Here is a 25,253-nt window from a genome sequence, read left to right as displayed (position 1 = left end):
ATTATTCACTCTCCATTTCATTCAAGGAATCTTTATTTCCGGCCAAAGCACCGATAACGGCACCGCGAAGAAGAATTCCTTTAATTCTGTTCTGATCATCGATGACTGAGATCGGCAAGCTTGAAGTCGCCATCACATCCATGAGGTTTCCAAGTAATTCATCCTCTTTTACGGTTGGGATATCGGTTGTCATCACTTCAGAGATCGTTTGATCATTGCTCATTGCCTGACGTGCCTGTTCAGCAGTCACGGCCCCCAATAACTTCTGCTTCCTATCCACAACGAAAATGCTGGAATACCCTTGTTTACGCATGATTTCCAAGGCAACCCTCGGGCCTCTGTCCACCGCGATCTTCTCTGGGCGTATCATCACATGAGACGCGGTCAATACTTTTGATAGATCAACATCTTCCACAAACTTTTCGACGAATTCATTGGCTGGATTCATCATGATTTGTTCAGGGGTACCCAATTGAATCACACTGCCATCTTTCATAAGGGCAATTCTATCCCCGATTCTTAATGCTTCATCAAGATCATGGGTAATGAATATGATCGTTTTTTTGTACTGATCTTGGATTTGAATCAGTTCATCCTGCATATCCTTACGAATCAATGGATCAAGGGCACTGAAGGCTTCATCCATCAGTAGGATATCCGTATCACTGGCGAGTGCCCGGGCTAACCCAACCCTTTGCTGCATACCGCCGCTAAGCTGTGATGGCAGCTGATTTTCGTAGCCTTTCAATCCAACGGCCTCAAGAGCCTTCATCGCATTTTCATGACGTTTCGCAGGATCTACTTTTTGAATTTCGAGCCCGAATTCAGCGTTTTCCAATATCGTTTTATGCGGGAATAAAGCAAAGTTCTGAAATACCATGCTTATTTTCTTTTGTCTGACTTCCCTTAATCGGGCAGCATTCATCTTCACGATATCTTCGTCATCAATTAAGATTTCCCCCAAAGTGGGATCGATCAAACGATTGAACATGCGGATTAAAGTTGATTTCCCGCTTCCGGATAGGCCCATGATGACAAAAATTTCGCCGGGATAAATCTCGAAATTAACATTATTCACTCCGACCGTTTGTCCCGTTTCTTTCAAGATTTCCTTTTTCGATTTGCCTTGCTTCAATAAGTCTGTTGCTGCTTTTGGAGATTTGCCAAAAATTTTCGAGACATTTCTGACTTCTACATACGGCTTCATCAAGTCACCTCATTCTAATAGTTGCCCATATGATATTCAGTTTTGCTGAATTCCCCCGTTTTATGCGAGTGATGATTATTAATGCACAAGTATCTTGAAATAACCGAAATTCTACCCCTTCAAAAAAGCGGAAGTGACACTTATTTAGTGGCACAGGGCATACGTGTATAGAAAAATAATCTATATTTATTATTCCCAAGAAGCAATTCTTTACTTGGATTATATTTTGTGTGATAAATTGAGCATTTCAAGTAGGAAAAAAGAGGTGCAATCACAACTGAGGAAACTAGCAGGCACAACATATACCAACTGTAATATAAACGATTTCCACTTAGAGTTTTGTCCTGATGATGGACTTACGACTACCCTCTAAAGTACTTCATTTCCTTTACCAGGTGGAATGATACTTGCAGTGCAGTATAACACCAAAACGCATAGAAATATGATTATGGGATTCCCAATAGGTCTAATGAGCTTTGCAGGGAAAAGAGGTGCAATACAACTGAGGAAACTAACAGGCACAGCATATACCAACTGAAATATAATGGTTTTTTATTTTAGAGTTTTGTTCAGTCCCAACACACGGAATGAACCTGTATCCCTAAAGTACTTCATTACCTTAACAAAGAATGAATATAAGTTCAAATGATGCGGGACGGAATTCTTGCCTAAAAAGCCCATTTTCCCCATCGATTCCAAAGGTTACGGAAGACTCCAAAAACCTTGATATACCAACACTTCGGCTTCCTATAATCATAAACTCCCAACATCGGCCGCAATTTTTTTCAGTTTTTTTTAATTCTAAAATCATCCAAAAAGTGGGAAAGGTGATTTTCCGCTTAAAAATCACATGGCAAGATTGGGATTTCACACATTTTTTTATTGGTATGTTTTATGCAGCCATATTTGAAAATGTGTCACATATACAGAAAAAAAACCTTGAAACAACCATTTCATTTCAAGGTTCATGCATATCATCGATACAAACTATTTAGCATTCCTATGTTCATCAAAATCGATTTGGCATTCCTCTAGCGGAGTTACTTTCGTTTTCTTTATGAACTTATAACCAAGCCACATTACCAAAAAGAACGGGATGCCAAGATAGGCAGCGAACACACTGGCCCAGTTAATGTCATCGCCAATAAAGGCTTGATAGTTTTGCGCCAATAATACGAAGAAACAAAGGGCAAAGGAAAATATCGGCCCGAAAGGAAACCATTTTGATTTATAGGGAAGATCGTCCAGTGAATGCCCTTGAGCAATATAAGCTTTTCTAAACCGGTAATGGCTTGCCGCTATACCGAGCCAAAATATAAATCCAGTGACTCCAACCGCATTCATAAGCCAAATATAAATGACTCCATCACCGAAAATGGAAGCAAAAAAGGCCAACATCCCTACAAGTGAAGTGACAACCAATCCCCAAATGGGAACGCCGCGTTTGTTAAGCTTGCCAAAAATACGCGGTGCCAGCCCTTCTTTTGCCATGGAGTACAACATTCGGCTTGTCACGTAAAGACTCGAATTACCTGCGGATAATACGGCTGTCAAAATGATGGCATTCATCACGGAAGCAGCGAATGCCAGTCCCACTTTTTCAAACACCATCGTAAATGGGCTAACCATGATCGTGTGTCCCTGCAGACTGCCATTCGTATAAGGAACGATCAATCCGATAACCAATATGGCCAGGATATAAAAGAGGAAGATTCTCCAAAAAATGCTGCGAACTGCACGTGGTACATTTTTTGCCGGGTCTTCACTTTCACCGGCTGCAACACCGACTATTTCTGTACCTTGAAAAGAAAATCCAGCAGCAATGAAAATACCCAATGTTGCCAAAAAACCACCGGCAAACGGAGCGTCACCTACTGTGAAGTTTTTAAAACCGATCGCCTCTCCGTTCATGATCCCGAATATCATCAATATTCCGACAACGATGAAAATGATGATGGTCGCCACTTTGATGAGGGAAAACCAATACTCCCCTTCGCCATATCCTTTAACGGATACGTAATTCAATAAGAATATCAAAACTAAAAACAAAGAACTCCATAAAAAAGACGAGCTGTCGGGAAACCAAAACTTCATAACCATCGTTGCGGCAGATAGTTCCGCGGCAAGAGTCATTGCCCATGTGAACCAATAGTTCCAACCAAGCGCAAACCCTAATGCCGGGTCGATGAAACGTGTAGCATAGGTACTGAAAGCGCCGCTGACCGGCATAAATGATGCCAGTTCTCCAAGGCTTGTCATAATGAAATAAACCATTATGCCTATTACGGTGTAAGCGACCAAAGCACCGCCAGGCCCCGCAGAGTGAATGGCTGGCCCGCTTCCGAGAAACAGCCCTGTTCCAATTGCACCGCCCAGCGAAATCATCGTAAGGTGGCGTGCTTTTAGCTTCCTTTGTAAAGTATTTGAAGGCTGGTTTTTTTCATTTATGACAGGTGGTTGCAATTGCCGATTTTCCAAATTAGATTCCCCTCCAAAAATGCATATTTAATCTAGCACGAATAGGTAAAGTCGATCATTCCATCAATAGTCATTTCCTGCATATATTACTATTTCAAGGTCATTTTCTCTAATGCTTAGACCTTTTTTGGATTTCTGGGATCTATGTAGCATTTACATAAAGATGTTAGGCTTAAAACCCAAGTCAAAGGGCTATAAGCCTAACGTTCATTCGGGTATTCCGAGCTTCATATTAAGTTGTAGGTAAACTCCTATGAATAAATGAATTCCAGTCAATTTGCAGTAACCAGCTTGCCGTTGCTTCAATATCCTTTGAAAAGATACGATCTTGTGTAATGCTTGGAATGAGCTTTCTTGCTTCCGTATAAAACTCTTTTGTAAACGGGGCCATCTTCTCTATTCCACGGTATTCAACCGCTTGTAAGGCACAAATGAGTTCAATCGCCAAAACACGGCGAACATTTTGAATGATTTGATGTGCGTGCCGTGACCCAATCGTTCCCATACTTACATGGTCTTCCTGGTTCGCTGAAGATGGAATGGAATCAACACTTGCAGGATGTGCGAGTGTTTTATTCTCAGAGACTAGGGAAGCTGCACAATATTGCATGATCATCGCTCCAGACTGCAAGCCAGGTGACGGACTCAAGAATGGCGGTAAATCATTCAGCTGAGGATTGACGAGTCGCTCAATCCGGCGCTCTGAAATATTCGCAAGCTCGGCAACAGCGATTTTCATGAAGTCCATCGCAAATGCAATCGGCTGGCCATGGAAGTTCCCCCCTGAAATAACCTTTTCCCCATCGTCAAAAATAAGCGGATTATCCGTCGCGGCATTCATTTCAATTTCCAATTTTTCTTTTACATAATCAAGAGTTTGCCATGACGCCCCATGCACTTGCGGGATGCAGCGGAGGGAATAAGCATCCTGAACCCGCAATTCTCCTTGCTTGGTGATGAGCTGGCTGCCGCTGATCATGCGGCTAATCCGTTCAGCGACCTCTGTTTGCTGGCGGTAACCGCGTGCTAGATGAACATCCGGATCAAAGGCGTCTTCAATGCCGCGTAATCCCTCTAAAGTCAGTGAAGCAATCGCTTCAGTTTGATGGGCCAGCTGTTCGGCTTCAATATAATTTACGAGGCCCATCCCCGTCATGGCCTGTGTTCCGTTAATTAATGCAAGACCTTCTTTTGCTTTAAGTGTCACTGGAAGAATGCCTTCTTTCGATAAAGCTGCGATGGCCTCCATTCGCTCTCCTTTATAAAACACTTCCCCTTCTCCCATCAATACTAGCGCCAAATGCGAAAGCGGCGCCAGGTCCCCGCTTGCCCCAAGAGAACCTTGCTGAGGGATGACCGGATGGATATGAGCATTCAAAAGATCGATCAAACGTTCAATGACGATAGGACGGACGCCGGAAAACCCTTTTAATAGCGCGTTGGCACGGAGAAGGACCATAGCTCTCGAAACCACCTCTGGAAATGGTTCCCCGACTCCGCACGCATGGGAATGAATTAAATTCCACTGTAGCTGCTCTGCGTCCTCTGCATCAATCAAAACATCGCTGAACTTTCCAAAGCCTGTTGTGATGCCATAGACGACTTTCTTTTGTTTCACGATATTTTCAACCGCTTCGCGGCTTTTTTCCACTTTCTTAACACTCTCGGCTGAAGCAGAGACAAATGCTTCTCCATACAATACTTTTTTCGCTTCTTCAATCGTTAAAGTTTGGCCCGTTAACATAATCATTTCCTGCACCCCTATTCTTTTTTAAAACACACAAAAGGAGGCCATATTGACAGACTTATCCAGTCTATCAATACAGCCCCCTATTTCACTAAATAACTATAGGCTTTTAATTATTTAAATGTGGTTAATTCCCAAGCCGACGGCCTCATGTTCAAATCCCCGAACCGGTGCTCCAATCGTTCCATACACGGCGACAGCAATCCATTCACCTTCGGCCCCGTTTTTAAACGGCCTGCCCCGAACGATTGCAAACCGAAGGCCCGCAGTCCTCAAAAGACCGCCAAGCTCGACTTGGCCGCGTGTCACTCCTTGGAGTGCTTCGATGATTGCATGATACAGCGCATGCATTTCACGATACATATCGGGATTGACCAATCCAAGTCTTTTCGCTGATGTCTCAATGGCCGCAACTATTTTCTGCAGCTCCATTGAACCGACTTTACCTTTTCCATAAAGCCAATCCATCCGCTTAAGTTCATTCGTCAATATGGCTTCTTCCTCTTCGTCCGCAAACGCGTACATGATTGCATGGCGCCCAATTCTTCTGTCGAATTCCTTTGTCATGCAGGTACCTCTTTTACAATTTTCTAAATACACTAATAACTAAATATCATTGTAAGCGGATACAAGCCGTTCGGTCAATATATTTTTTAAAATAGTTCTTTTAGGGGATGATTCATCACTCCTGAAAGCAGCCGTACAGCCATCATCTATATCCTTTCTAAGGAACAACCATTCCTGCAAAAAAGCCCATCTTCACTAGCGTCCTGGAAAATGGGCTTTTTTCTGAAAACTATAATTAAATGTTTTTCACGAGTAAGTAGATAAAATATGGCGCGCCTAGTACCGAAACAATAATCCCTACCGGCAATTCCATCGGTGCCATGATGACTCTTCCTAATGTATCGGCAGATAACAGCAATAAGGAACCTAAGATTGCAGTCAGTGGCAGTAGTTTTGCATGTCTCGCCCCACTAATTTCCTGGCTATATGGGGGGCGATCAGGCCTAAGAACGTAAGGCCTCCGCCCACCGAAACGCATACACCTGCCAATGCGACTGAAATCAGCAATAAAAGCCTGCGTTCCTTTTCTATCTGTACACCAACTCCAATGGCAATCGGGTCACCCAAGCGCAAAACATCCAATACTTTGGATTTATAAATCGCTAGAGGAATCAATACGAACAACCACGGCAATAACGCCCATACAAAGGTTCAATTCGTCCCCCAGATCGTCCCGGATAACCAGATTAATGCCTTCATGAAATTGTTCGGTTCCATAGATTAGCGACAATTAAACATGCCGATCGCATCATCGTTGTACAAAATGGGGAAATCATCGAACAAGGTGCCCATGATAATTTGCTCCATCAAGACGGCGCATATAAAAACCTGATCCTTGCCCAAACTGTATAGAATAAAGCTTCCAGACATTCTGATAGAACAAGAAAAAAGGCCTCCCGACATTAATGGGAGGTCTTAAACTTTATGGAGATATCCGTTTATTCATTCGATTCCAATGCTTCATAAATCGCAGTTACAACACTTCCATAGCTTCCTGTTTTGAAGAGGTCGCCAAAAAACTGATTGGAATTGGCTACAGGATTGACGAGCGGAGAGTGCTTTTTATTAGTAAGTAAAACGATCCCTAAATCTATTTCCGGATCGATGATCGTGACCGTCCCGGTCCATCCAGTATGACCATAGGCACTGTCGCTTGCAAGAGGACTGAACATCCACTCCATGCTAGCATCGCCATTTCGTCTCCACCCAAGACCATATGTAGGATTCATCTCGGAAGGTTCGACGAATTCATCGATTGTTTTTTGATCGAACAACGTATGTTTACCGTATCCCCCGCCATTCAGCATCACCTGCAGAAGGACGGCCATATCTTTAGTATTGGAGAAAAGGCCGGCATGCCCTGAAACGCCCCCCATCGAATAAAAGGCTTTTTCATCATGCACTTCCCCTTGAAGTGTGTATGTGCGAATGTTAGGGAAATCTATCACGCCATCCCGGGTGTTGCCAAGCAATTCGGTTGCGGCAAAATCCCTTGGCTTAAAGCCCTTTTGCAGAGGATTGAACTTAGTATTTTTCAACCCAAGCGGCTTGTACAATTCATTTTCAACATAGACATCAAGCTGCTGACCCGTTATTTCTTCAACAATGGCACCAAGCAGCATATAATCGACATCACTGTAGACATTCTGTGTTCCAGGTACATATGTGAGCGGTGTCTTGGAAATGAATTCGATGGTTTTATTCCGCTCCTGGGAATAAAGTTCTTTCGAAACCTTTGGATTATGGTATTGCGGATCGGGTCTAAACCCTGCAGTATGATGTAGAACATCAATAACCCTCAGATTGTCCTTTCCTTTGATGACATCCTCCTCCGTGTCTTCGAATTCAGGAATGTATTGCTGCACTCTTGCCTGGATATTCAGCTTGCCTTCGCTGACTAATTTCTGAATGGCAAAATTGGTTGCATACATCTTCGTGTTTGAAGCAAGGTCAAATAACGTGTCATTTTCCATTTTTTGAAACTTCTTTAGAGGTGTATGTTCATTAAACTTCTGTTTGTACCCGTAGCTTTCATTTTTAACGATCTTTCCGTCCTTTATGACAATCAAGGCAGCACCGGGGAAACCGGCCGCCACTTCCATTTCAATGAGCTGATCCACTTTTCCCAGCTTTTCAGACGAAAATCCCGCTTCTTCCGGTTTATTTACTTTCTTTAATATTGGATACTGACTGGCAGTCTCCTTACTCACAGCGGCTTCATGATTTGAGTTTTCATTAGCAAAAGACACGGAAGGTGCTAATAAGGAAAGTGCCAGAATTGAACTCAGTGTGCAGCTTGTCCAAATATTCATCATTTTCCACTCCTTTGAAATCACTTTAAAAAATAAAGAACAACTTAACCGAAAGATAATATTCTCATTCATTCCGTCCTTTTTTCACCAGGCTTTACAATTCGATAATATGTTCCGGGTTGTGATTTGGATCTCTTATTCCAAGTTGATTAATGAAGAAATTTCCCAAAAACGGGTGATATTTACAAATAATTCTCAATTTTCAGTATATGTTATTTCGAACATCATTTCAATTTGATCTTGATATTTTTAAAATTATATTTCAAATCTTGATCTTAAGTCATCCCCCGTTCAAAAAAGTAAAGCCTATGTTCATTAAAGCTCACTACTATAATCAATGAGTCATTCGGATAAGTCCCAGACATCGATTTCTCCTCTACCGGATTCAAATTCACTTTTTCTACAAGGCTTATGTGAAGAATGAATTGATGCTAAATTCGCCTAATGGCTTTTAAGTTCATTGCATAAGAAACACAGAAGATATTAATACTATCTGAGAAATAAAGGAATTTCAGCTGCTATCTGAGACAAGTATAGGGTGATGAAAATGTGGCAAACGATTGTTTCCTACCTACCAGAATGGCAGGTTTTTATACAGGCTTTCATTGTGTTTGTAATTCCGTATCTAATCAGCAAATTGTTCAAAGTGCTTCGCACCTCAAAGGATGAGTGATGATGATGAAAGAGTGGCTATCAAAGATTGGCAATAAAGGAAAAGGTACCGAAAAAGACAAACAAGCACCTGCCTCACAAGATACAACGTGTCCGTTTACAGATAATCTTCATTTTAACCTTGAATGTCTTAAGCAAGAAATCGGCCATAATTGGGATGTCCATTTTCGGGAATTTAATCTAGGGCGTACCGGTATACGCTCGGTTATCATTTTTGTGGATGGACTATCGGATAAAGATCTCATTGATAAGCATATTATGCCATCATTGATGGTTGATTTTTCAGCAGAATATAAACAGAACCTTCCCTACCTCAAAGGGAGCATTTCAAAAGAATTCATAAAAAATGAAGTGTTATCCATTAGTGAAATAGAAGCTGTCCGCTCCATTAAAGAATTAGCCTCTAAAGTACTAACAGGTTCTACCGCCCTTTTAATTGATGGGTCTTTGGATGCGCTGCTCCTTGGAACTGCCAAACATAAAACAAGGGCAATTGAAGAGCCGGTATCAGAGGCACTAGTCAGAGGTCCCCGTGTCGGTTTCACTGAATCATTGAGTGATAATACATCTTTTTTAAGGTGTAGTGGTGAAATCGAGAATTTATCGTTAGTAAAATTCCAAGTAGGAAAGCGTTCAAAAAAGGATTTGGTTGTCGCATACATAAAGGATATTGTTGATCCCGAATTAGTTCAAGAGGTGGAAAATCGAATTAAGAAAATTGATATTGATAGTGTTCCTGAATCAGGTTATGTAGAGCAGCTTATTGAAGATAATTACCTTAGTCCTTTTCCGCAGGTACAGAATACAGAGCGTCCTGATCGCGTGGTCGCTGCTTTGATGGAAGGGCGAGTGGCCATCTTGTTAGATGGGACCCCTTTCGCTTTGATCGTTCCTGTTACCTTAAGCATGATGCTACAATCACCGGAAGATTATTATGAAAGGTGGATTCCTGGAACATTCATCCGTATGCTTCGTTACCTCGCAGCTATTCTGGCCCTTTTTACACCGTCATTGTATATAGCTTTCATCTCATTTCATTCAGGATTGATTCCGACCAAACTGGCCATCTCCATTATCGGAACCAAGTCCGGGGTTCCGTTTCCGGCACTTATCGAGGCATTATTCATGGAAATAGCCATCGAAATTTTGAGGGAAGCAGGACTGCGATTGCCTAAGCCAATCGGTCCAGCAATGGGAATTGTCGGCGGTTTAATCATTGGGGAAGCTGCTGTTCAGGCAGGGATAGTTAGTCCTGTTTTGGTGATTGTGGTAGCGTTAACCGCCATTTCATCGTTTTCCATTCCGCACTATAGTATCGGGATTACATTACGGATGCTTCGTTTTCCCGCAATGCTATGTGCTGCCACGTTCGGATTATACGGGGTCATTCTTTTTTTCCTTTTAATGACCAGCCATTTAGTGAAATTAAAAAGCTTTGGTGTGCCTTATTTGAGTCCAGCCGTTCCTTATCGCTTAAGTGAGTGGAAAGACCTGGTGGTCCGCATGCCACTTATGATGATGAAACGCCGTCCAAAGATGTTGCATACAAAAAACCCCATACGTAAAGGATAACCTATCGGTGAAAGGGTGGTTATAGAATGATTATCAGTCCGAAAGACAAAATTACAACTCCTCAAGCAGCTGTCATTGTCATTAACTTCATACTCGGCACAGGATTGCTCACCCTACCCAGATCATCTACGGAGAAGGTACAGACACCAGATGTATGGATAAGCGTTATTTTAGGCGGAGTTATCACTATAACCGCGGGGCTGATCATGGTCAAATTAAGCCAACAGTTTCCCGAAAAGACCTTCTATCAATACATCAATGAAATTGTCGGAAAATGGCTGGGCGGGTTACTTAGTTTAGTTGTAGTCTGTTATTTTCTTACAACTTCCAGTTTTCAGCTCCGTGCAATGGCGGAAGTGATAAGGTATTTACTTTTGGAAGGTACGCCTACTTGGGCAATTATGATGATTTTCATGTGGGTAAGTCTTTATCTCATCATCGGCGGCATTAACCCGATCGCCCGTCTTTTTGAAATTATTTTACCTTTGACAGTTATCCTTTTTTTGGTTGTTACTTTTATGAGCTTTAAAATATTCGAGATCGATAATCTTCGTCCGGTATTAGGAGAAGGAATCGTCCCTGTATTAAAAGGAGTAAAAACGACGGCTCTCGCTTTTTCAGGGCCTGAAGTCATGCTACTGCTTATTCCATTTATGAATTCACCAAAAAAAGCAGTAAAAGCCCTGCTTGTTGGAGTTTCCATTCCACTGATTTTTTACGTGATAACGGTCGTAATGGTCATCGGGGCATTATCTGTTGATGGAGTGGTGATGAGAACATGGCCAACACTTGATCTTATCCGAAGTTTTGAAGTCGCCGGGTTGATCTTTGAGCGGTTTGAATCTTTATTGCTCGTTGTCTGGATCATGCAAATATTCGCCACATTTACGATCACATTTTTTGCAGCCGCTTTAGGGCTAGCTCAAATTACGGAAAAAAGCATACACCCATTCATGTTTGGTTTGCTTCCGATTCTCTACATCCTTGCCATGATTCCGAAAAATATCAATGACCTATTTAAGCAAGGAGATTTCGTCGGCAATGTCGCCATGTTTTTATTTGGTATACTCCCACCTTTACTGCTTATCATCTCAAGAATAAAGGGAGGGAAAAAATATGAAACAATCACATAGCAATACACGCCCCCTCTTCATTTCCCTCTCTACTATTTTGTTCTTATCACTAGCAGGATGCTGGAGCAGTCATGAAATTGAAGAGCAAAGTTTAGGTATAGGTTTGGCATTCGATAAAGCCAAACAGTCCGCAATCGAGAAAAAGTTAAACGAACAAGGGGAGGGTTATTCAAAAAGGAACCTGATTACTGCAACCTATCAATTCATCACTCCACAGGTAGCGAGTTCAACAACGAATCAATCCGGACCACAAAAAAAATCTTATGTTAATGTTTCCGAAACTGGAGATTCCTTACACCAAATGGTTCGTGAAATATCATTGAGAAGTGAACAACCCGTGACCGCTCACCATATGAAAGTGGTTGTTATCAGCGAAGAACTTGCAAGATCGTATAAGTTGGGACAATTACTTGATCAAAATCTACGGGAAAGTGAGCTTAGACCAAGCTGTCTTATTTTCATCAGTAAAGGGAGAGCAAGCAAGACACTGGAAACAAAGAAAGCAGGGGAAATTCCAGCATTCCGCCTGGCTGGCATTGTAGAAAATGCCTATCGAACAACGAGGATTTTACCCCCCATGTCGCATATTAAAGTAGAAAGCAAGATCACATCAGGATCTAGTTTCCTGATTCAAAAAGTTCTATCAGTGGATGGGCAAGTCAAGTTTGCCGGAGCTGCCGTAATTGCTGGAAAGACACACAAAATGACAGGTACTTTAGACGAAGAGGAACTGGAGGGCGTAACATGGATAACAGGTAAGGGGAAAGGCGGTGTAGTGAAAAGCTTTGATAAAGAAACCGGTCAGCAGATTGTATATGAAATAGAGTCCATGAAAAGCAGTATCGTACCTCGAGTTGAAGCGGACAGCATCTCTTTTGATGTAAACATTGAGTCAGTGGGTAGACTGTCTGAAAACTGGGTAGTTTCAGGGGATTCTTTTAATAATGAATTTCTTAAAAAGGCAGAAAAGTCATCTGAAAAAGAAGTGGAGCGGTTGGTGGGGAATGCATTGAAAAAAATGCAAAAAGAATACAAAACGGACGTCGCCGGTTTTGGAAATCGATTGAGAATTGAGCAGCCCAAAGTATGGAAGAAAGTTAAAAAGGATTGGGATCAAACATTTAGTGAAACTCCAATAAACTTCGATGTAAAATTAACGATTAATGATTATGGGGCATCAGGAGGAGCAAAGAAGTGAATCCTCTGAGCTTCTAGCATTAAATGTTGGAAATGAAAACTATTTATACATATACGATAAGCATGAAAAGGCCTCCCACAGTAAACTGCGGGAGGTCTTTTGATTTTCCCATCGAAAGATCAGCTTAATTCCACTTTATTAATTTCAGATAAATAAACCCCATTTAAAATCGAGCCTTCATCTGCAACAACATATTCGATAACAGTCGGGCTTATGGTCCGAATATAAACAAAAGCTGAATCATCCACATGCTCAATCCGAAGCTTTTTCCTCTGTGCCTGCTTAATGTCAAGCTGATTGGTACTAGCTTCCGGCAGGCTTGTGTAATAAATTTCAAAATCCTCTTCTGACGCATCAATGAAAAGATGCCAAATGTTATACTCTTCTTCTTGATCAATCATTGTTTTTAATTTCCCTTTTCTCCCGATGCCAAGAAAATACTTGAACTTCGATTCCCCATTCACCATATCGCGGTCAATAACTTTTATACTTCCGCCTTTTCTGCTTTGTACAAGCCCAAAGGCAACGCCTGTTTTCCCTGTAGGGGCGGTTATTATATCCCGGTTAACCACTCTGTTTCTCTCTTCTTGCTTTAAATAAGCACCTTCTGTCCCCAGTGGCGGGAGAATCTCAAAAAGATCACCAGACACTTCTCCCCAGTTTTGAGTGTTCTGCACTTCCCTCTCAATCCATTTATTAAATAGATTCATGACGACCGGGGATTTACTTGAATTACCAGCAAGCAGTATATTCACTTTATTAATTTTGCTGTGTTCTGACCGGGCAAAAGCGCGCCGTAATGACTCAAAGAAATTTTTAATGCCTTTGTCGATTCTTGCCTCAATCTGTTGTTCCATTTCATCTTGATCGATCAAAAGTTCCACATTGAGTTTAGCGTGGCCGGCTTTGTCAAACAAATCTGCCCGGATCATGCCTTTTCCAAACTGTTCTTCATACCGTTCATGTCTTTCCCAAAGCGGCCTTAATTTTTCCACCAATTGTTTCGCATTTAAATAGGCTTCTTGTGACTCATTAATCAGTGTTTCACTTCCGGGAAACTTCACACATTCCGCTGGGAGGGTAAAAGGAATGTTTAGCTCACGCATTGTTCTTTGGTTGTTTTTAAACACTTGGAACGCCAAAAGCTCCAGCATGTTCTCACCGCCTAAATACCGGTCCCCGCCCGCTGCAAAATGCTCAATGACATAATCATATCTGCTTTCTTTCAAGCCCGCTTCACGCCAAATCCCAAAATCAAAATCTGTCGTTCCTCCACCAAAATCAAACACACCATAATACGTTTTTTCATCCTCTTCCGGTTCAAACCCGTATTCCTGTAACGCACAAACGGCATAGGCTGCAGGTTCACTCGCCCCAGCGGTGACACGAAACTTTTTCATTAATTCTTCATCCTGCTGAATCGGCATGGGAAGCGTCTTTTTTAACCCGCGTTCAAAACACTTTAGAATTTTTTCCCTTACCTCTTTTTCATACGTCACCGGGAAAGAAAGGGTGTAATCGAGGTAAATCCCATTATTCTGGTTATTGATATACAAACCGAGGTAATAGGCATATAACTCGATTGGGTTGATTTCCTGATCGGTTAAGTCCAAAAAGGAACGCAGTACAACGGCATATCCCCTCTTGTCTTTTAATCGGAGTTCGTTATTCTTTTCCCCAGCCCACTGCTTTAGATTATTAAATATGGAATAATAATGGTCACTCTTTCCATTCATCAAGTTGTTAAGAGCATTGTGGGAAACCGTCACATCCTGCCACCTTGTATCTGGTCTTCCTTCCTTTTCTTGATAAAGCTCCAGAAAATGTTCTAAATCAATAAATTCAATCACGGTTGGATTTTCATAATGCCAGTCTTGTACTTCCGTATTATGGTAGCCAACCCCAATACGCATGGGAAGAGTAAAATCACTTTCTTCTTGATGGACGACCACTGTACTTTTCGTTCCAAAATCAATGCCGACTATGCCGTCCTCCCTAATATCCATTTTAGGGTTTCTGGCCATTATTTCTTCGTTCAGCTTTATCGTTAAAGGTTTTTCATCAGAGGTGACAGGCCATAAATCCCAATGTCCCCGGTTTGGATCTGTTAACATCTTTTCATCATATGTATCAATATCAGCTCTTACTTTTTCAGAGTTTAAAAGCTTCTCATAAAACGTGTTGGAATCGATAGCGATCGATGGCAATTCTTTAAGAAAACTTTCATGATCTAATTCCTTTAATTGATGCAATTCCAGCAAATATTCATACTCCTTCTGGCGTTCTTCGCTTAATCCGCTTGGAACTAACCGGTTTTCCAGCCAGAGACGGAGAGCCTTTCGGTCATTGATTTCAAAAGCATTTTCCCCATTTAAACGGAAAACGGGAACGAAAAATCCTTTTCCCAGCAAATTGTTTTTTTGATTTACTACGTCGTAGCTTTGAATGTCGTACCCGTTGGATTTAAAAGCTATCGATTTAGAAGAGTTAGCCGTTTGATTGGCAAAAATCCTTGAAATGGAAGGATTTTTATTCGCGGAATAATCGTCTAAAGTTAGTATTCTCTTATATACAGGGTGATCGGTTGTATTGAAACTTTTCGCAGCCTCTTCCCGTGTCATGGCATCACCTATAAAACCGGAAACGTCCAGATGCTTTTTGTAGTCAAAATCCTCGTCCATTAATTCATAGTATTTTCTATAAGGAAATACCGCTGCGATGTTGTGATCATATATAATATTCCCATTATTCATGTAAACCCATCTGGAACGGAGCATTTTTTTAATTTCTTGAAAGAAGCTCGCTTCATCCTTGAAGAAGTTTTCTTCTGCACTCTGATATAAATGGCTGATTAACGATCTCACTTCTTTATAAGTCATTGAAATGGCAGAGACCGGAACGGTTTGGGAATCAGGTGAGAATAGAACCTGCTCTTCGTTCTTATTCATTAAGTATATGGAACTGTCTATGTTATTTTTTTCAGCTAAGCTTGTTACGTTCTCAAGCGGCTCTTTTTCTTCCATCGTTTCTTGTTTTTCAACTTCTTTTAATAATTCTTCAGAAATTGCATCACCAGAATCCAAATAACATATCAGGTCACCAATCTTGACTATAGTGTCCTCCGCTACGTTCAATTCTTTAAGGGTACCTTCTTTTTCTGAAAAGAGGTCAAATTCGATGCCCTCACAGCTGAATTTGGCTAAGCTTTCGCCCACCGTAATATAATCGCCTGGCTGTTTATACCATTGCACAAGAAGGATTTTTTCAATGCCTTCTTCAATCTCTGGGATAATAATCGATGTCATTGTATTTCTCCTTTACTATCATTCTCTTTTTCGCCTGCTAGATTCTCACAACGGATTTTTTAATGGTTTTACCATTAATGCTTATATAACCTGGCAGCAGGACTTCCATGATGTTCCCGGATATTTTGCTATTGAGGGCCCTTATGTACAAGTCCTCCCTGAAGACCTCATTCATTTTCACTTCCTGTATTTTATATAAAGGGGTATCGTATGTTTTACTGTACTCTTGAAAGAAAAACAGAAAAAGGGCGAGCAAAGTCTCTCTTTCCTGCTCCCGTCCTTCCATGATCTCGTTTTTGATAAAATCCCACAAAGATGAAATGTTTTCATATTGCACGCCACAGACTATAAATTCCTGCACGGAACCGCCCTTGAAGATTCCTTTCAAAGAACTTTTAGTGGTTTCGGATAATTGTTGAACAGCTTCGTAAAGTTCTTCTGCTTCCCGATAGTCCGCTCTTCTCTTTTGCAATTCATTATAATAGGATTCCATTTTCTCATTTAGATGGTGGATCGTTATTTGGTACTCACTAATTTCTGCTTTTTTCGAGGCAAGCTCTTGTTGAAGTTTTGCTATTTCATTTTCTTTTTCTTTCAGCAGCTCCTTATGCTCCCCCAATTGACTATACGAGCCAGCTTCTGCTATCGCTTGTATCTTTTCAATGACTCTTTCGTCTTGTAGGGAAACCATTAATGCCTCAATAAAACCATCATCCCATTCTTTATTCATCTTTACACTCCCTTCAAAAGTGTTAACCAACCATACTCGCTCTGTATATGTATGAAAAGGTTTGCCCTTTTTTGCCATAGAAAAATCCCCTCCCAGATAGACTGTTAGGAGAATACAACCATAACTTATATTCCAAGAAAGCAGTAGTGAGATTACTTATTTTCAAAAATGCGTATATACCGTATCAATGAAGTATTGATAATATGATGCTTACTATCACTTTTCACAATAAAATACTCACAGTGCTCCATCCTTTTCAAGACTTCTTGTAAAACATCCTCTTTTTTACTGCTCAATCCTTTTTTTATTTTCTCCCACTTAACATCAGCGTCAAGAGTATAACAAACATTGAATTCCTTTAACAGGTTAATCTTCCCCTTAAATGCTTTAGTTTCTTTATCTATTTTTATTGTTTAAAGCTAATCCGAATTCATATTTTTCCTCAATCCGATATACTACCTTATGAGTACCACTTAATAATATTCGGTATGATCATGTTGTTTAAGTGGGTTGAAATGACTAGAGTTAAACCTCCGGATTACTTGATAAGAAAAGGCCTCCCCTCAGTAAACTGTGGGAGGCCTTTAACTTTTAAGATATTCACTTGCTAGGTGAGCACCGATGATTACATATGCTTCCCATTCCAACTTTAACCCGAACAAAAAAAGCCCTTCTCGTTTGAGATGGCCTTTCGTTATGCTGTCCAGCACAATCGCTTAACTATTAAATCGCATATCTTGATGCTAGTGGATTCTTGATGGTTCGCATGCATGTTTGTATGGGAGCTTAAACAAATTATCCATAGCAGCATTAACACAATCTTCACAATAATAATTGACGAACTCTCTACCTTGTTCAAAAATTGGTGTCATCGTATCTATGTCAGCCCATTTAAAACAGTAAATACACATTTGCCTCATGATATATCACTCCTTTTCCACGCGGAAATAATTTGGTAATATCCAAAAGAAGAATATGTGCCACTTGCCGACATTATTCAAGAAACGATACTCTTTCATTGTGAACCCCGACTACAAAATTAAGGTAACGGGGGAACAATATACTATAAACCGATATCATTTATATACCACTTAACCTGAGTATTAAACCTCCCCCAAAAATATTATTTGTTGCCCGTCAATCTTTTCCTATTTATGATGTTCACCCATGGTTCGCAATAACGCAATCAATCTTTTTTCCCTAACTAAAATTCCTTTATCCACTACCTGCACCTTTTGTTACATACAAAAAAAGAGCTGCCAATGGTATTATCCCCTTCAGGTAGACAGAGAAAAAAGAGAACATGATAAAATGTTCTTAACTGTCAATCTGGAGGGGATTTTTTGTATGGCAAAAAAGGGGCAAACGTTTCAAGCATATACAGAAGAATTAAAGAGAGAAGTAGTTCGTCTGAAGGTGGAGGAAGGTTGGTCATATCGCCAGATTCGTGAGCGTTTTGGTATTAAAAGTGATGCACAGATAGCGAGTTGGGTGAAGAAAGTGCAGAATAACGAGTCTTTTGAAGATCAACGTGGTGTATGGAACCGTAAGAATTTTTCTAGTGTCGAAGAGGAAAATGCCTATCTAAAAGCGCAGGTGGATTATTTAAAAAAGCGCAATCCAAATCTACATGGGAAGGAATGGTCCTGAAAACCGAAAGGTTTCAAATAATCGATGGATTGAGGAAAACGCACCCACTTTCGTGGCTATTAAAAATCGCTGAAGTTTCAAAGGCTGGATACTACAAATGGCGGAAGACACATTCTGCTCGTTCTTTGCGACTTGAGAAAAATCTATGGATAAAAGAACATATTTTAGCCATCCATAAGCTACACCCCTACTACGGATATAAACGGATGACTGGAGCTTTGTCCAGAGAAGGAATCGTTGTAAACCACAAGCGTGTTCGTCGATTGATGAGAGAGTTGGGGGTCCAATCTGTCATTCGGAAGAAACGCCCTTTCTACGGTCGAAGAGGGTCAGTTGTATTTCATAATGTCTTAAATCGTGAATTCTACGCAGAGATGAGGTTTCATAAGTTAGTAACAGATATAACCTATGTACGGATTGGAGACACGTTTGCCTACCTTTCTGCCGTTTTAGATTTGTATAATAATGAAATTGTTGCATGGGAAGTTTCTACACGAAATGATCTTGAATTGGTTCATAATACGCTAAACCAGCTAAGGGACAAGCCGTTTAGCAAAGGGGCTCTCCTACACTCAGATCAAGGATTCCAATATACGACGAAATCATATGAAAATCAGGTGAAGGAACTCGGCATTCGAGGAAGCCACTCTCGTCGTGGCAATTGTCACGACAACGCGTGTATAGAAAGCTTCTTCTCACATTTAAAAACAGAAAAGTTATATTTAAAATGTCCAAAAAATGCAGAGCAAGCTTATCTAGCTATTCAAGAGTATATAGAGTTTTACAATACGGCTCGCTTTCAAGAGAAATTTAACGGCCTTTCCCCAATTGAATATCGAGAAAAGGCCGCAGCTTAAAAAATACTCTTTTTTTATTGTCTACTTGACAGGGTTATGTGCACAAAGCAACTCTTTTTTGAAGTAAAATACCTGTTTCAACTTCATGAACGGTATTACAAATGACTATTTCTTTTGTCACTTTCCATCACTGCCAGTTCGTGTGGAAAACCCCTGCTAAATCACGTCGTTCATAGGTATGCGCACCAAAATAATCACGTTGTGCTTGCAAAAGGTTAGCATTTGAGATGCCTGTTCGATAACTATCGTAATAAGTAAGTGAAGAGCCTAAACATGGAAACGAGATGCCGGAATTTATTCCCTCACAGACTACCTTTCGCAATCCCACCTGGTACTTTGCAACCTTTTCAGCGAAATATGGTGAAATCAATAAATTGGACAGATTTGGCTGCTCTTGATAGGCTTCGCTAATGACGTTTAAAAATTCTGCCCGAATGATGCAGCCGCCGCGGAAAATAAGCGCAATATCCTTCAAAGGCAAATCCCAGCCGTTAAGTTCAGAACTCATTTTATATTGAGTGAAACCTTGCGCGTATGCACAAACCTTTCCCATATATAATGCTTGCCTAATATAGTCAATCCACTCATTTTTATCTAATTTTTGCTGAACGTTCTCAGGCCCTGTTAGAATGTTTTCCGCATGAACCCGTTCTTCTTTTAGAGCGGAAATGTAGCGCGCAAACAAAGACTCTGTAATGATCGATGCTGGTATTCCGTTATCAATCGCTTGCATGCTGGTCCATTTTCCTGTGCCTTTTTGTCCTGCTTTATCAAGAATCACATCGATCAATGGTAAGCCCGTTACTTCATCTTTTTTCCTTAAGATTTCGGCCGTGATTTCGATTAAATAACTTTTCAGTTCGCCTTGATTCCATGTTTCAAAGATGTCAGCAATTTCATTAACCTCTAAATGCAATTTTTCTCTTAAAAACGTATATGCTTCGGCGATTAATTGCATATCTGCATACTCAATCCCGTTATGTACCATTTTCACAAAATGACCTGCCCCTTTTGGGCCGATATAGGTACAGCAAGGAGCATCGTTTACTTTGGCTGCGATTTTTGTCAGGGTTGGAGCTACTTTTTCATAGGCGTCCTTATCTCCTCCTGGCATGATTGAAGGTCCTTTCAACGCCCCGACTTCCCCACCGGAAATACCAATTCCTACATAACTGAATCCTTTAGATTTCAATTCATCATATCTGCGTTCAGTATCTTCGTAATGGGAGTTACCGCCGTCCATGATAATATCGCCTGATTCAAGATGAGGAAGTAATGAAGTGATCACCGAGTCGATCGCTTTACCCGCAGTCACCATCAGAAAAATCTTTCTTGGCGTTTCCAGTGACTGAACGAAATCTTGGATTTCGTAATACGGATGGATTGACTGACCGTCCAATTCAGCAACAAGCTGATCGGTTAAATCTCTTGTGTAATTATAGACAGCTACTTTTTCCCCTTTACTAGCCATATTTAACGCGATATTACTGCCCATTACCCCTAAACCAATGACACCAATTGTATTGAACATTATTTCTGCTCCTTCTTATGTAAGAATAATAGGCAGTAAATCCCTGCCATAAGTCGGGGATTTACTGCCGGGAAAGCCTATACAAATAAGCTTAGTAATAGAATGAATCCTAATCCAGCTACTGATATGATCGTCTCAAGCAAAGTCCATGTTGCGAATGTTTCTTTCATGCTTAAGCCAAAATACTCTTTAAACATCCAGAAACCAGCATCGTTAACGTGTGAAGCGATTAAACTTCCCGCTCCTGTAGCAAGTACGACCAGAGCAAGATTAACGTCCGTCTGACCTAACATCGGAATAACCAAACCAGCTGTCGTCAAGGCAGCAACTGTAGCAGATCCCAATGAAATACGCAGGATTGCCGCGATGATCCAGGCAAGCAGGATTGGTGATAATGATGTTCCTTTGAATAATTCAGCTACATAGTCACCTACACCGCCGTCGATCAATACTTGTTTGAAGGCTCCGCCGCCACCAATGATCAAGAGCATCATTCCGATATGCAGGATTGCTGATGTACAAGATTCCATGATATCCTTCATTGGAATCTTTCTTGCCACTCCCATTGAATAGACCGCAAATAATAAGGAAAGCAACATGGAAGTACCGGCTTCACCAATGAAACGGATAGCTGCCAGTAAACCATTATCTTCAAATCCCATCGTTTTTCGCATCAAAGTGATGATCGTAGCAATTGACATTAATATAACCGGAAGTAATGCAGTAAATACACTGATTCCAAATCCAGGTGTTTCTTCAAGTTTAAAAGATTTTTGTTCACCTAATGAGGCAATGCTGCCTGTTTTCGTAAATGATTCAGGTACTAATCTTTTAGCTATCTTCGTAAATATCGGTCCAGCTAAAATAACGGTTGGAACCGCAATGATGAAGCCGTAAAGTAAAACCTGACCAATGTCTGCGCCATATTCACCAGCGATGACGGTCGGTCCTGGATGCGGCGGTAAGAAACCGTGTGTTACGGATAATGCCGCCACCATTGGAATGCCAAGATACAATATCGAAACTTTTAATTCTCTTGAAATCGCAAATACGATTGGAATCAATAATACTAATCCCACTTCAAAGAATAATGCGATACCGATAATGAATGATGCTGCCACGACTGCCCATTGAATATTCTTTTCACCGAATTTCTTAACGAGGGTCATGGCAATGCGTTGCGCTCCGCCTGAATCTGCGATCAGCTTACCTAACATCGCCCCAAGCCCAAAGATTAACGCTAAGTGGCCAAGTGTTCCGCCTAATCCAGCTTCAATGGTTTTGACAATTCCGTCAAGCGGCATCCCAAGTGCTAAAGCCACTCCAAACGATACAATGATCAAGGAAATAAAGGTGTTTAATTTTAAGCCCATTATTAAAATTAATAAAGCGACAATTCCTATAGCGACAATGACTAATGGCATTGTAATCCCCCCATGTCTTTACTTTGCAGCATTTATTAAGTTTCTTTGATAATTCGCAATCTGTGTATATTCGTTTTCCAATACCCTTGATAGGTTAATGAAAATCGGCAGCAGCTGCCTGTATTCATTTACAGAATCAGCTTTCGGTGTGTGCTTGTGGGTATTGCCTATCATTTCAGAAACCACTTCGAAGGAATCAATTTCCCCAGTTGCATATAACCCTAATATACAAGCACCCAGGCACGAACTTTCGTAGCTTTCTGGAACCACGACTTCCGATTCGAAGATATCGGACATCATTTGCCGCCAAACAGCCGACCTTGCGAAGCCTCCCGTAGCTTGAATTCGGGTCACGGGACCGTCCATGCATTCGGTTAAGGCCAAAAATACGGTGTATAAATTGTAAATGACTCCCTCTAGAGCCGCACGAATCATATGTTCTTTCTTATGCGACAGCGTCAATCCGAAAAATGAACCCCTTACGTCCGGATTCCATAATGGTGCACGTTCACCTGCAAGATATGGATGGAATAACAATCCATCCGCGCCCGGTCTTACCCGTTCGGCAATCTTGGTCAAGACTTCATAAGCGTCGATTCCGAGTCTTTTAGCTGTTTCCACCTCGGAAGAAGCAAATTCATCGCGAATCCAGCGAAGGACCATCCCGCCATTGTTTACCGGCCCGCCAATCACCCAATGCTTTTCCGTTAAGGCATAGCAAAAGATTCTTCCTTTTTCGTCCGTTTTCGGTTCGTCAATAATTGTCCGAATCGCACCGCTTGTCCCGATCGTGACAGCGATTTCACCTTTCCGGATAGCGTTTACACCAAGATTTGAAAGGACACCATCACTTGCCCCAATGACAAATGGTGTTTGTGGGTCAATCCCGATCTGTTTGGCTAAATCCGCGTCACAGTTGTTAAAGATCTTTGTTGTCGGTACTAGTTCAGATAATTGATCACGCGTTACTCCAGCAATTCTAAGGGCTCCCTCATCCCAATCCAAGTTTTTGAGATTCAACATGCCCATGGATGAAGCAAGGGAATAATCGACAACGTATTGGCCAAAGAACTTTTTAAAGATATATTCTTTAATCCCGATATACTTTTTAACATTGGTTGCGATCTCCGGGCGATCATTCACGATCCAGGTGATCTTGGATAATGGTGACATCGGGTGAATCGGTGTTCCGGTTCGCTTGTAAACTTCATGCCCATCTAATTCATCCTTTATTTTATGGGCCCAAGCTTCACTGCGATTATCTGCCCAAGTGATGCAAGCGGTTAGCGGCCGGTCATTTTCATCCATAGCTATAACACTATGCATCGCACTGCTAAATGAAATAAATGATGGTTTTTTATCTGGATGCTGCTTCGTTATATTTGAAAAGGCTTTCAGAACAGCCTGGAAAATCTCCTCAGGGTCTTGTTCCGCCGTTGTCATATCCGGTGTGTAAAGAGGATAGCCAATATTCTCTTGCTGGATGACATCGCCTTTTTTCGTGAATAATACAGCTTTTGTACTTGTTGTACCGATGTCTACTCCTAACATATAGCTAGTCATTTTCTTGTTCGACTCCTTTTGAAAGCATCTGTTGAGCCATCCATAAGTCTTCAACTTTTCCTTGAACATCATCAAAGTTTTCATGTAACGACTTAATCATGATGTCTCGATCTTTTGTTTTGATCGCATCAATATAAAGCTGATGATTATTTATGATTCGTGTAAAGTCTTCATACTTTTCTTTAAAACGACTGCGCATGGATAGAAGAATCAAACTTTCCATTACAGGTTTTAAATTATCCCAGATCATCAGGATGTAGGAATGATCGATGGAGCGAATGATCGTTTCGTGGAATAGAACATCCTGATAGGAAAACTCATCCGCATCCAGGTATTTTATGGACACTTTCATCATTTCCAATATTTTACTAAGTTCCATTACTAATTCATTCGTGTTCATCCTCACTAGACGTTCAAATACAAACGTTTCGATGAGAATACGTACATCATAAATTTCTGCATACTTTTTTTCTGTTAAACCAATGACAACCGCACCCATTCTTTCTAATCGGATGATATTTTCAGAGGCCAGTATTTTTAACGCTTCACGAACGGGTGAGCGGCTTACACCGAAATCAGCAGCTAATTTATTTTCAGAAAGGATGGCACCGCTTTCAATCATCCCCGAAATAATACGCATTCTAAGCTCGGATGTAACGCGATCACCGGCTGAAGCTTTTGATAGCCATTTTACAGGATAAAGAAATTCCTTTGATTCAGCCATAAATTCACCTTCTTATAGAGTTCAAGTACACTTGTATACAAGTATTTTATAATAATAATAATAAATAATGCAAGCTTTTTGAATTCAACCGGATTTTCGCCAATCTAATCAAAGTCGAACGTTTTGGAAGTATTTGACTTTAGCGAACGTTGAAATAAAACCTTTTTCATAAAAAAAACGTTCATAAACGTGCACTTTTACGAATAATCAATTCAGATTCTCCAACTAAGTAGTCCACTATTAAAATGAACTAAACAAGACAGAGATTACCCCCCTATTATAAAAAAAACACCATTTTTCCTTAACAAGGTGGTGTACATTCTATTTTATCCTCTCAAAACTTACACAAGGTAATTCTATTTTTATTTGGCTTCAGGTAAATATCCTACATGGGATACCGCCAGCATTATACAGAACAACGCCATTAATTATCTATATGGTCAATCTACTTTCTGATGGCGCCCCATACCTGCACTTCTTATTCCGATTACAAGGTACGTTGTACATAGGAGATTAGAAAAATTAACATATAGCCTTCCAAGCAATAACGATAGCAAATAAAAAGAAAAATCCCTCAAGAGAG

General features: G+C 40.8%; 15 protein-coding genes and 1 pseudogene. 4 read left to right on the top strand and 12 right to left on the bottom strand.

Annotated features, from left to right (window positions below):
* Position 1 precedes the first annotated feature (1 nt).
* The 6 genes and pseudogenes from MHB45_RS26570 to pbp4b form a co-directional block, all read right to left on the bottom strand.
* Positions 2-1,207: a quaternary amine ABC transporter ATP-binding protein gene (locus MHB45_RS26570; RefSeq protein WP_048689521.1), complete on the bottom strand. Its 1,206-nt coding sequence runs from the start codon at positions 1,205-1,207 to the stop codon at positions 2-4.
* Between the two features lie 987 nt (positions 1,208-2,194).
* Positions 2,195-3,592, bottom strand: a complete 1,398-nt coding sequence (locus tag MHB45_RS26565; protein WP_081088805.1) for an amino acid permease — start codon at positions 3,590-3,592, stop codon at positions 2,195-2,197.
* A gap of 325 nt (positions 3,593-3,917) precedes the next feature.
* Positions 3,918-5,435 carry a histidine ammonia-lyase gene (gene hutH, locus MHB45_RS26560; RefSeq protein WP_034306584.1) on the bottom strand — a complete coding sequence of 506 codons (1,518 nt, stop codon included), beginning with the start codon at positions 5,433-5,435 and terminating at the stop codon, positions 3,918-3,920.
* A gap of 114 nt (positions 5,436-5,549) precedes the next feature.
* Complete coding sequence (gene hutP / locus MHB45_RS26555) at positions 5,550-5,999, bottom strand: hut operon transcriptional regulator HutP (RefSeq protein ID WP_048689509.1); 450 nt, start codon at positions 5,997-5,999, stop codon at positions 5,550-5,552.
* Positions 6,000-6,234: 235 nt separating this feature from the next.
* A pseudogene (locus MHB45_RS26550) lies at positions 6,235-6,716 on the bottom strand (FecCD family ABC transporter permease); the annotation flags it as partial.
* A gap of 221 nt (positions 6,717-6,937) precedes the next feature.
* Entirely contained in the window at positions 6,938-8,311 is a 1,374-nt protein-coding gene (pbp4b, locus tag MHB45_RS26545) for a penicillin binding protein PBP4B (RefSeq protein WP_072273881.1), read from the bottom strand.
* A gap of 672 nt (positions 8,312-8,983) precedes the next feature.
* Between pbp4b and MHB45_RS26540 the strand changes: the two genes are divergently transcribed.
* The 3 genes from MHB45_RS26540 to MHB45_RS26530 are packed head-to-tail and all read left to right on the top strand — an operon-like array spanning position 8,984 to position 12,886.
* On the top strand, positions 8,984-10,555 hold the full coding sequence (locus MHB45_RS26540) for a spore germination protein (protein WP_072273882.1): 1,572 nt from the start codon (positions 8,984-8,986) through the stop codon (positions 10,553-10,555).
* Between the two features lie 26 nt (positions 10,556-10,581).
* Positions 10,582-11,688 (top strand): spore germination protein, encoded by a 1,107-nt coding sequence (locus MHB45_RS26535; RefSeq protein WP_048687542.1) that lies wholly within the window; start codon positions 10,582-10,584, stop codon positions 11,686-11,688.
* Positions 11,672-12,886 carry a Ger(x)C family spore germination protein gene (locus tag MHB45_RS26530; RefSeq protein WP_072273883.1) on the top strand — a complete coding sequence of 405 codons (1,215 nt, stop codon included), beginning with the start codon at positions 11,672-11,674 and terminating at the stop codon, positions 12,884-12,886. The genes MHB45_RS26535 and MHB45_RS26530 overlap by 17 nt, the downstream gene beginning before the upstream one ends.
* Before the next feature lie 119 nt (positions 12,887-13,005).
* Here the strand turns inward: MHB45_RS26530 and MHB45_RS26525 are convergent, their stop codons facing one another.
* Both MHB45_RS26525 and MHB45_RS26520 read right to left on the bottom strand, forming a co-directional pair.
* A complete protein-coding gene (locus tag MHB45_RS26525; RefSeq protein ID WP_072273884.1) occupies positions 13,006-16,191 on the bottom strand; it encodes a biotin/lipoyl-containing protein in 3,186 nt (1,061 codons plus the stop codon).
* Positions 16,192-16,228: 37 nt separating this feature from the next.
* Positions 16,229-16,921: a hypothetical protein gene (locus tag MHB45_RS26520; protein ID WP_142398513.1), complete on the bottom strand. Its 693-nt coding sequence runs from the start codon at positions 16,919-16,921 to the stop codon at positions 16,229-16,231.
* Between the two features lie 1,347 nt (positions 16,922-18,268).
* Here MHB45_RS26520 and MHB45_RS26515 point away from each other — a divergent pair.
* A protein-coding gene (locus MHB45_RS26515; protein WP_142953046.1) for an IS3 family transposase occupies positions 18,269-19,428 on the top strand; the annotation gives its coding sequence in 2 pieces (ribosomal slippage) (positions 18,269-18,527 and positions 18,527-19,428; 1,161 coding nt in all).
* A 127-nt stretch (positions 19,429-19,555) separates the two neighbouring features.
* On the opposite strand, the gene gnd is transcribed toward MHB45_RS26515, so the two are convergent.
* The 4 genes from gnd to MHB45_RS26495 all read right to left on the bottom strand — a co-directional run bounded on the left by gnd (position 19,556) and on the right by MHB45_RS26495 (position 24,670).
* Positions 19,556-20,959 (bottom strand): decarboxylating NADP(+)-dependent phosphogluconate dehydrogenase, encoded by a 1,404-nt coding sequence (gene gnd, locus MHB45_RS26510; protein ID WP_048687538.1) that lies wholly within the window; start codon positions 20,957-20,959, stop codon positions 19,556-19,558.
* A 77-nt stretch (positions 20,960-21,036) separates the two neighbouring features.
* Complete coding sequence (locus MHB45_RS26505; protein WP_340908150.1) at positions 21,037-22,383, bottom strand: GntP family permease; 1,347 nt, start codon at positions 22,381-22,383, stop codon at positions 21,037-21,039.
* Between the two features lie 18 nt (positions 22,384-22,401).
* Positions 22,402-23,946 carry a gluconokinase gene (gntK, locus tag MHB45_RS26500; RefSeq protein WP_048687536.1) on the bottom strand — a complete coding sequence of 515 codons (1,545 nt, stop codon included), beginning with the start codon at positions 23,944-23,946 and terminating at the stop codon, positions 22,402-22,404.
* On the bottom strand, positions 23,939-24,670 hold the full coding sequence (locus tag MHB45_RS26495) for a GntR family transcriptional regulator (RefSeq protein WP_048687535.1): 732 nt from the start codon (positions 24,668-24,670) through the stop codon (positions 23,939-23,941). The genes gntK and MHB45_RS26495 overlap by 8 nt, the downstream gene beginning before the upstream one ends.
* Between the last annotated feature and the right edge of the window lie 583 nt (positions 24,671-25,253).

The sequence above is a fragment of the Peribacillus sp. FSL K6-5616 genome, assembly GCF_038008245.1.
Classification (GTDB): Bacteria; Bacillota; Bacilli; order Bacillales; family DSM-1321; genus Peribacillus; species Peribacillus frigoritolerans.
This window is presented reverse-complemented; position numbering and strand designations above follow the sequence as displayed.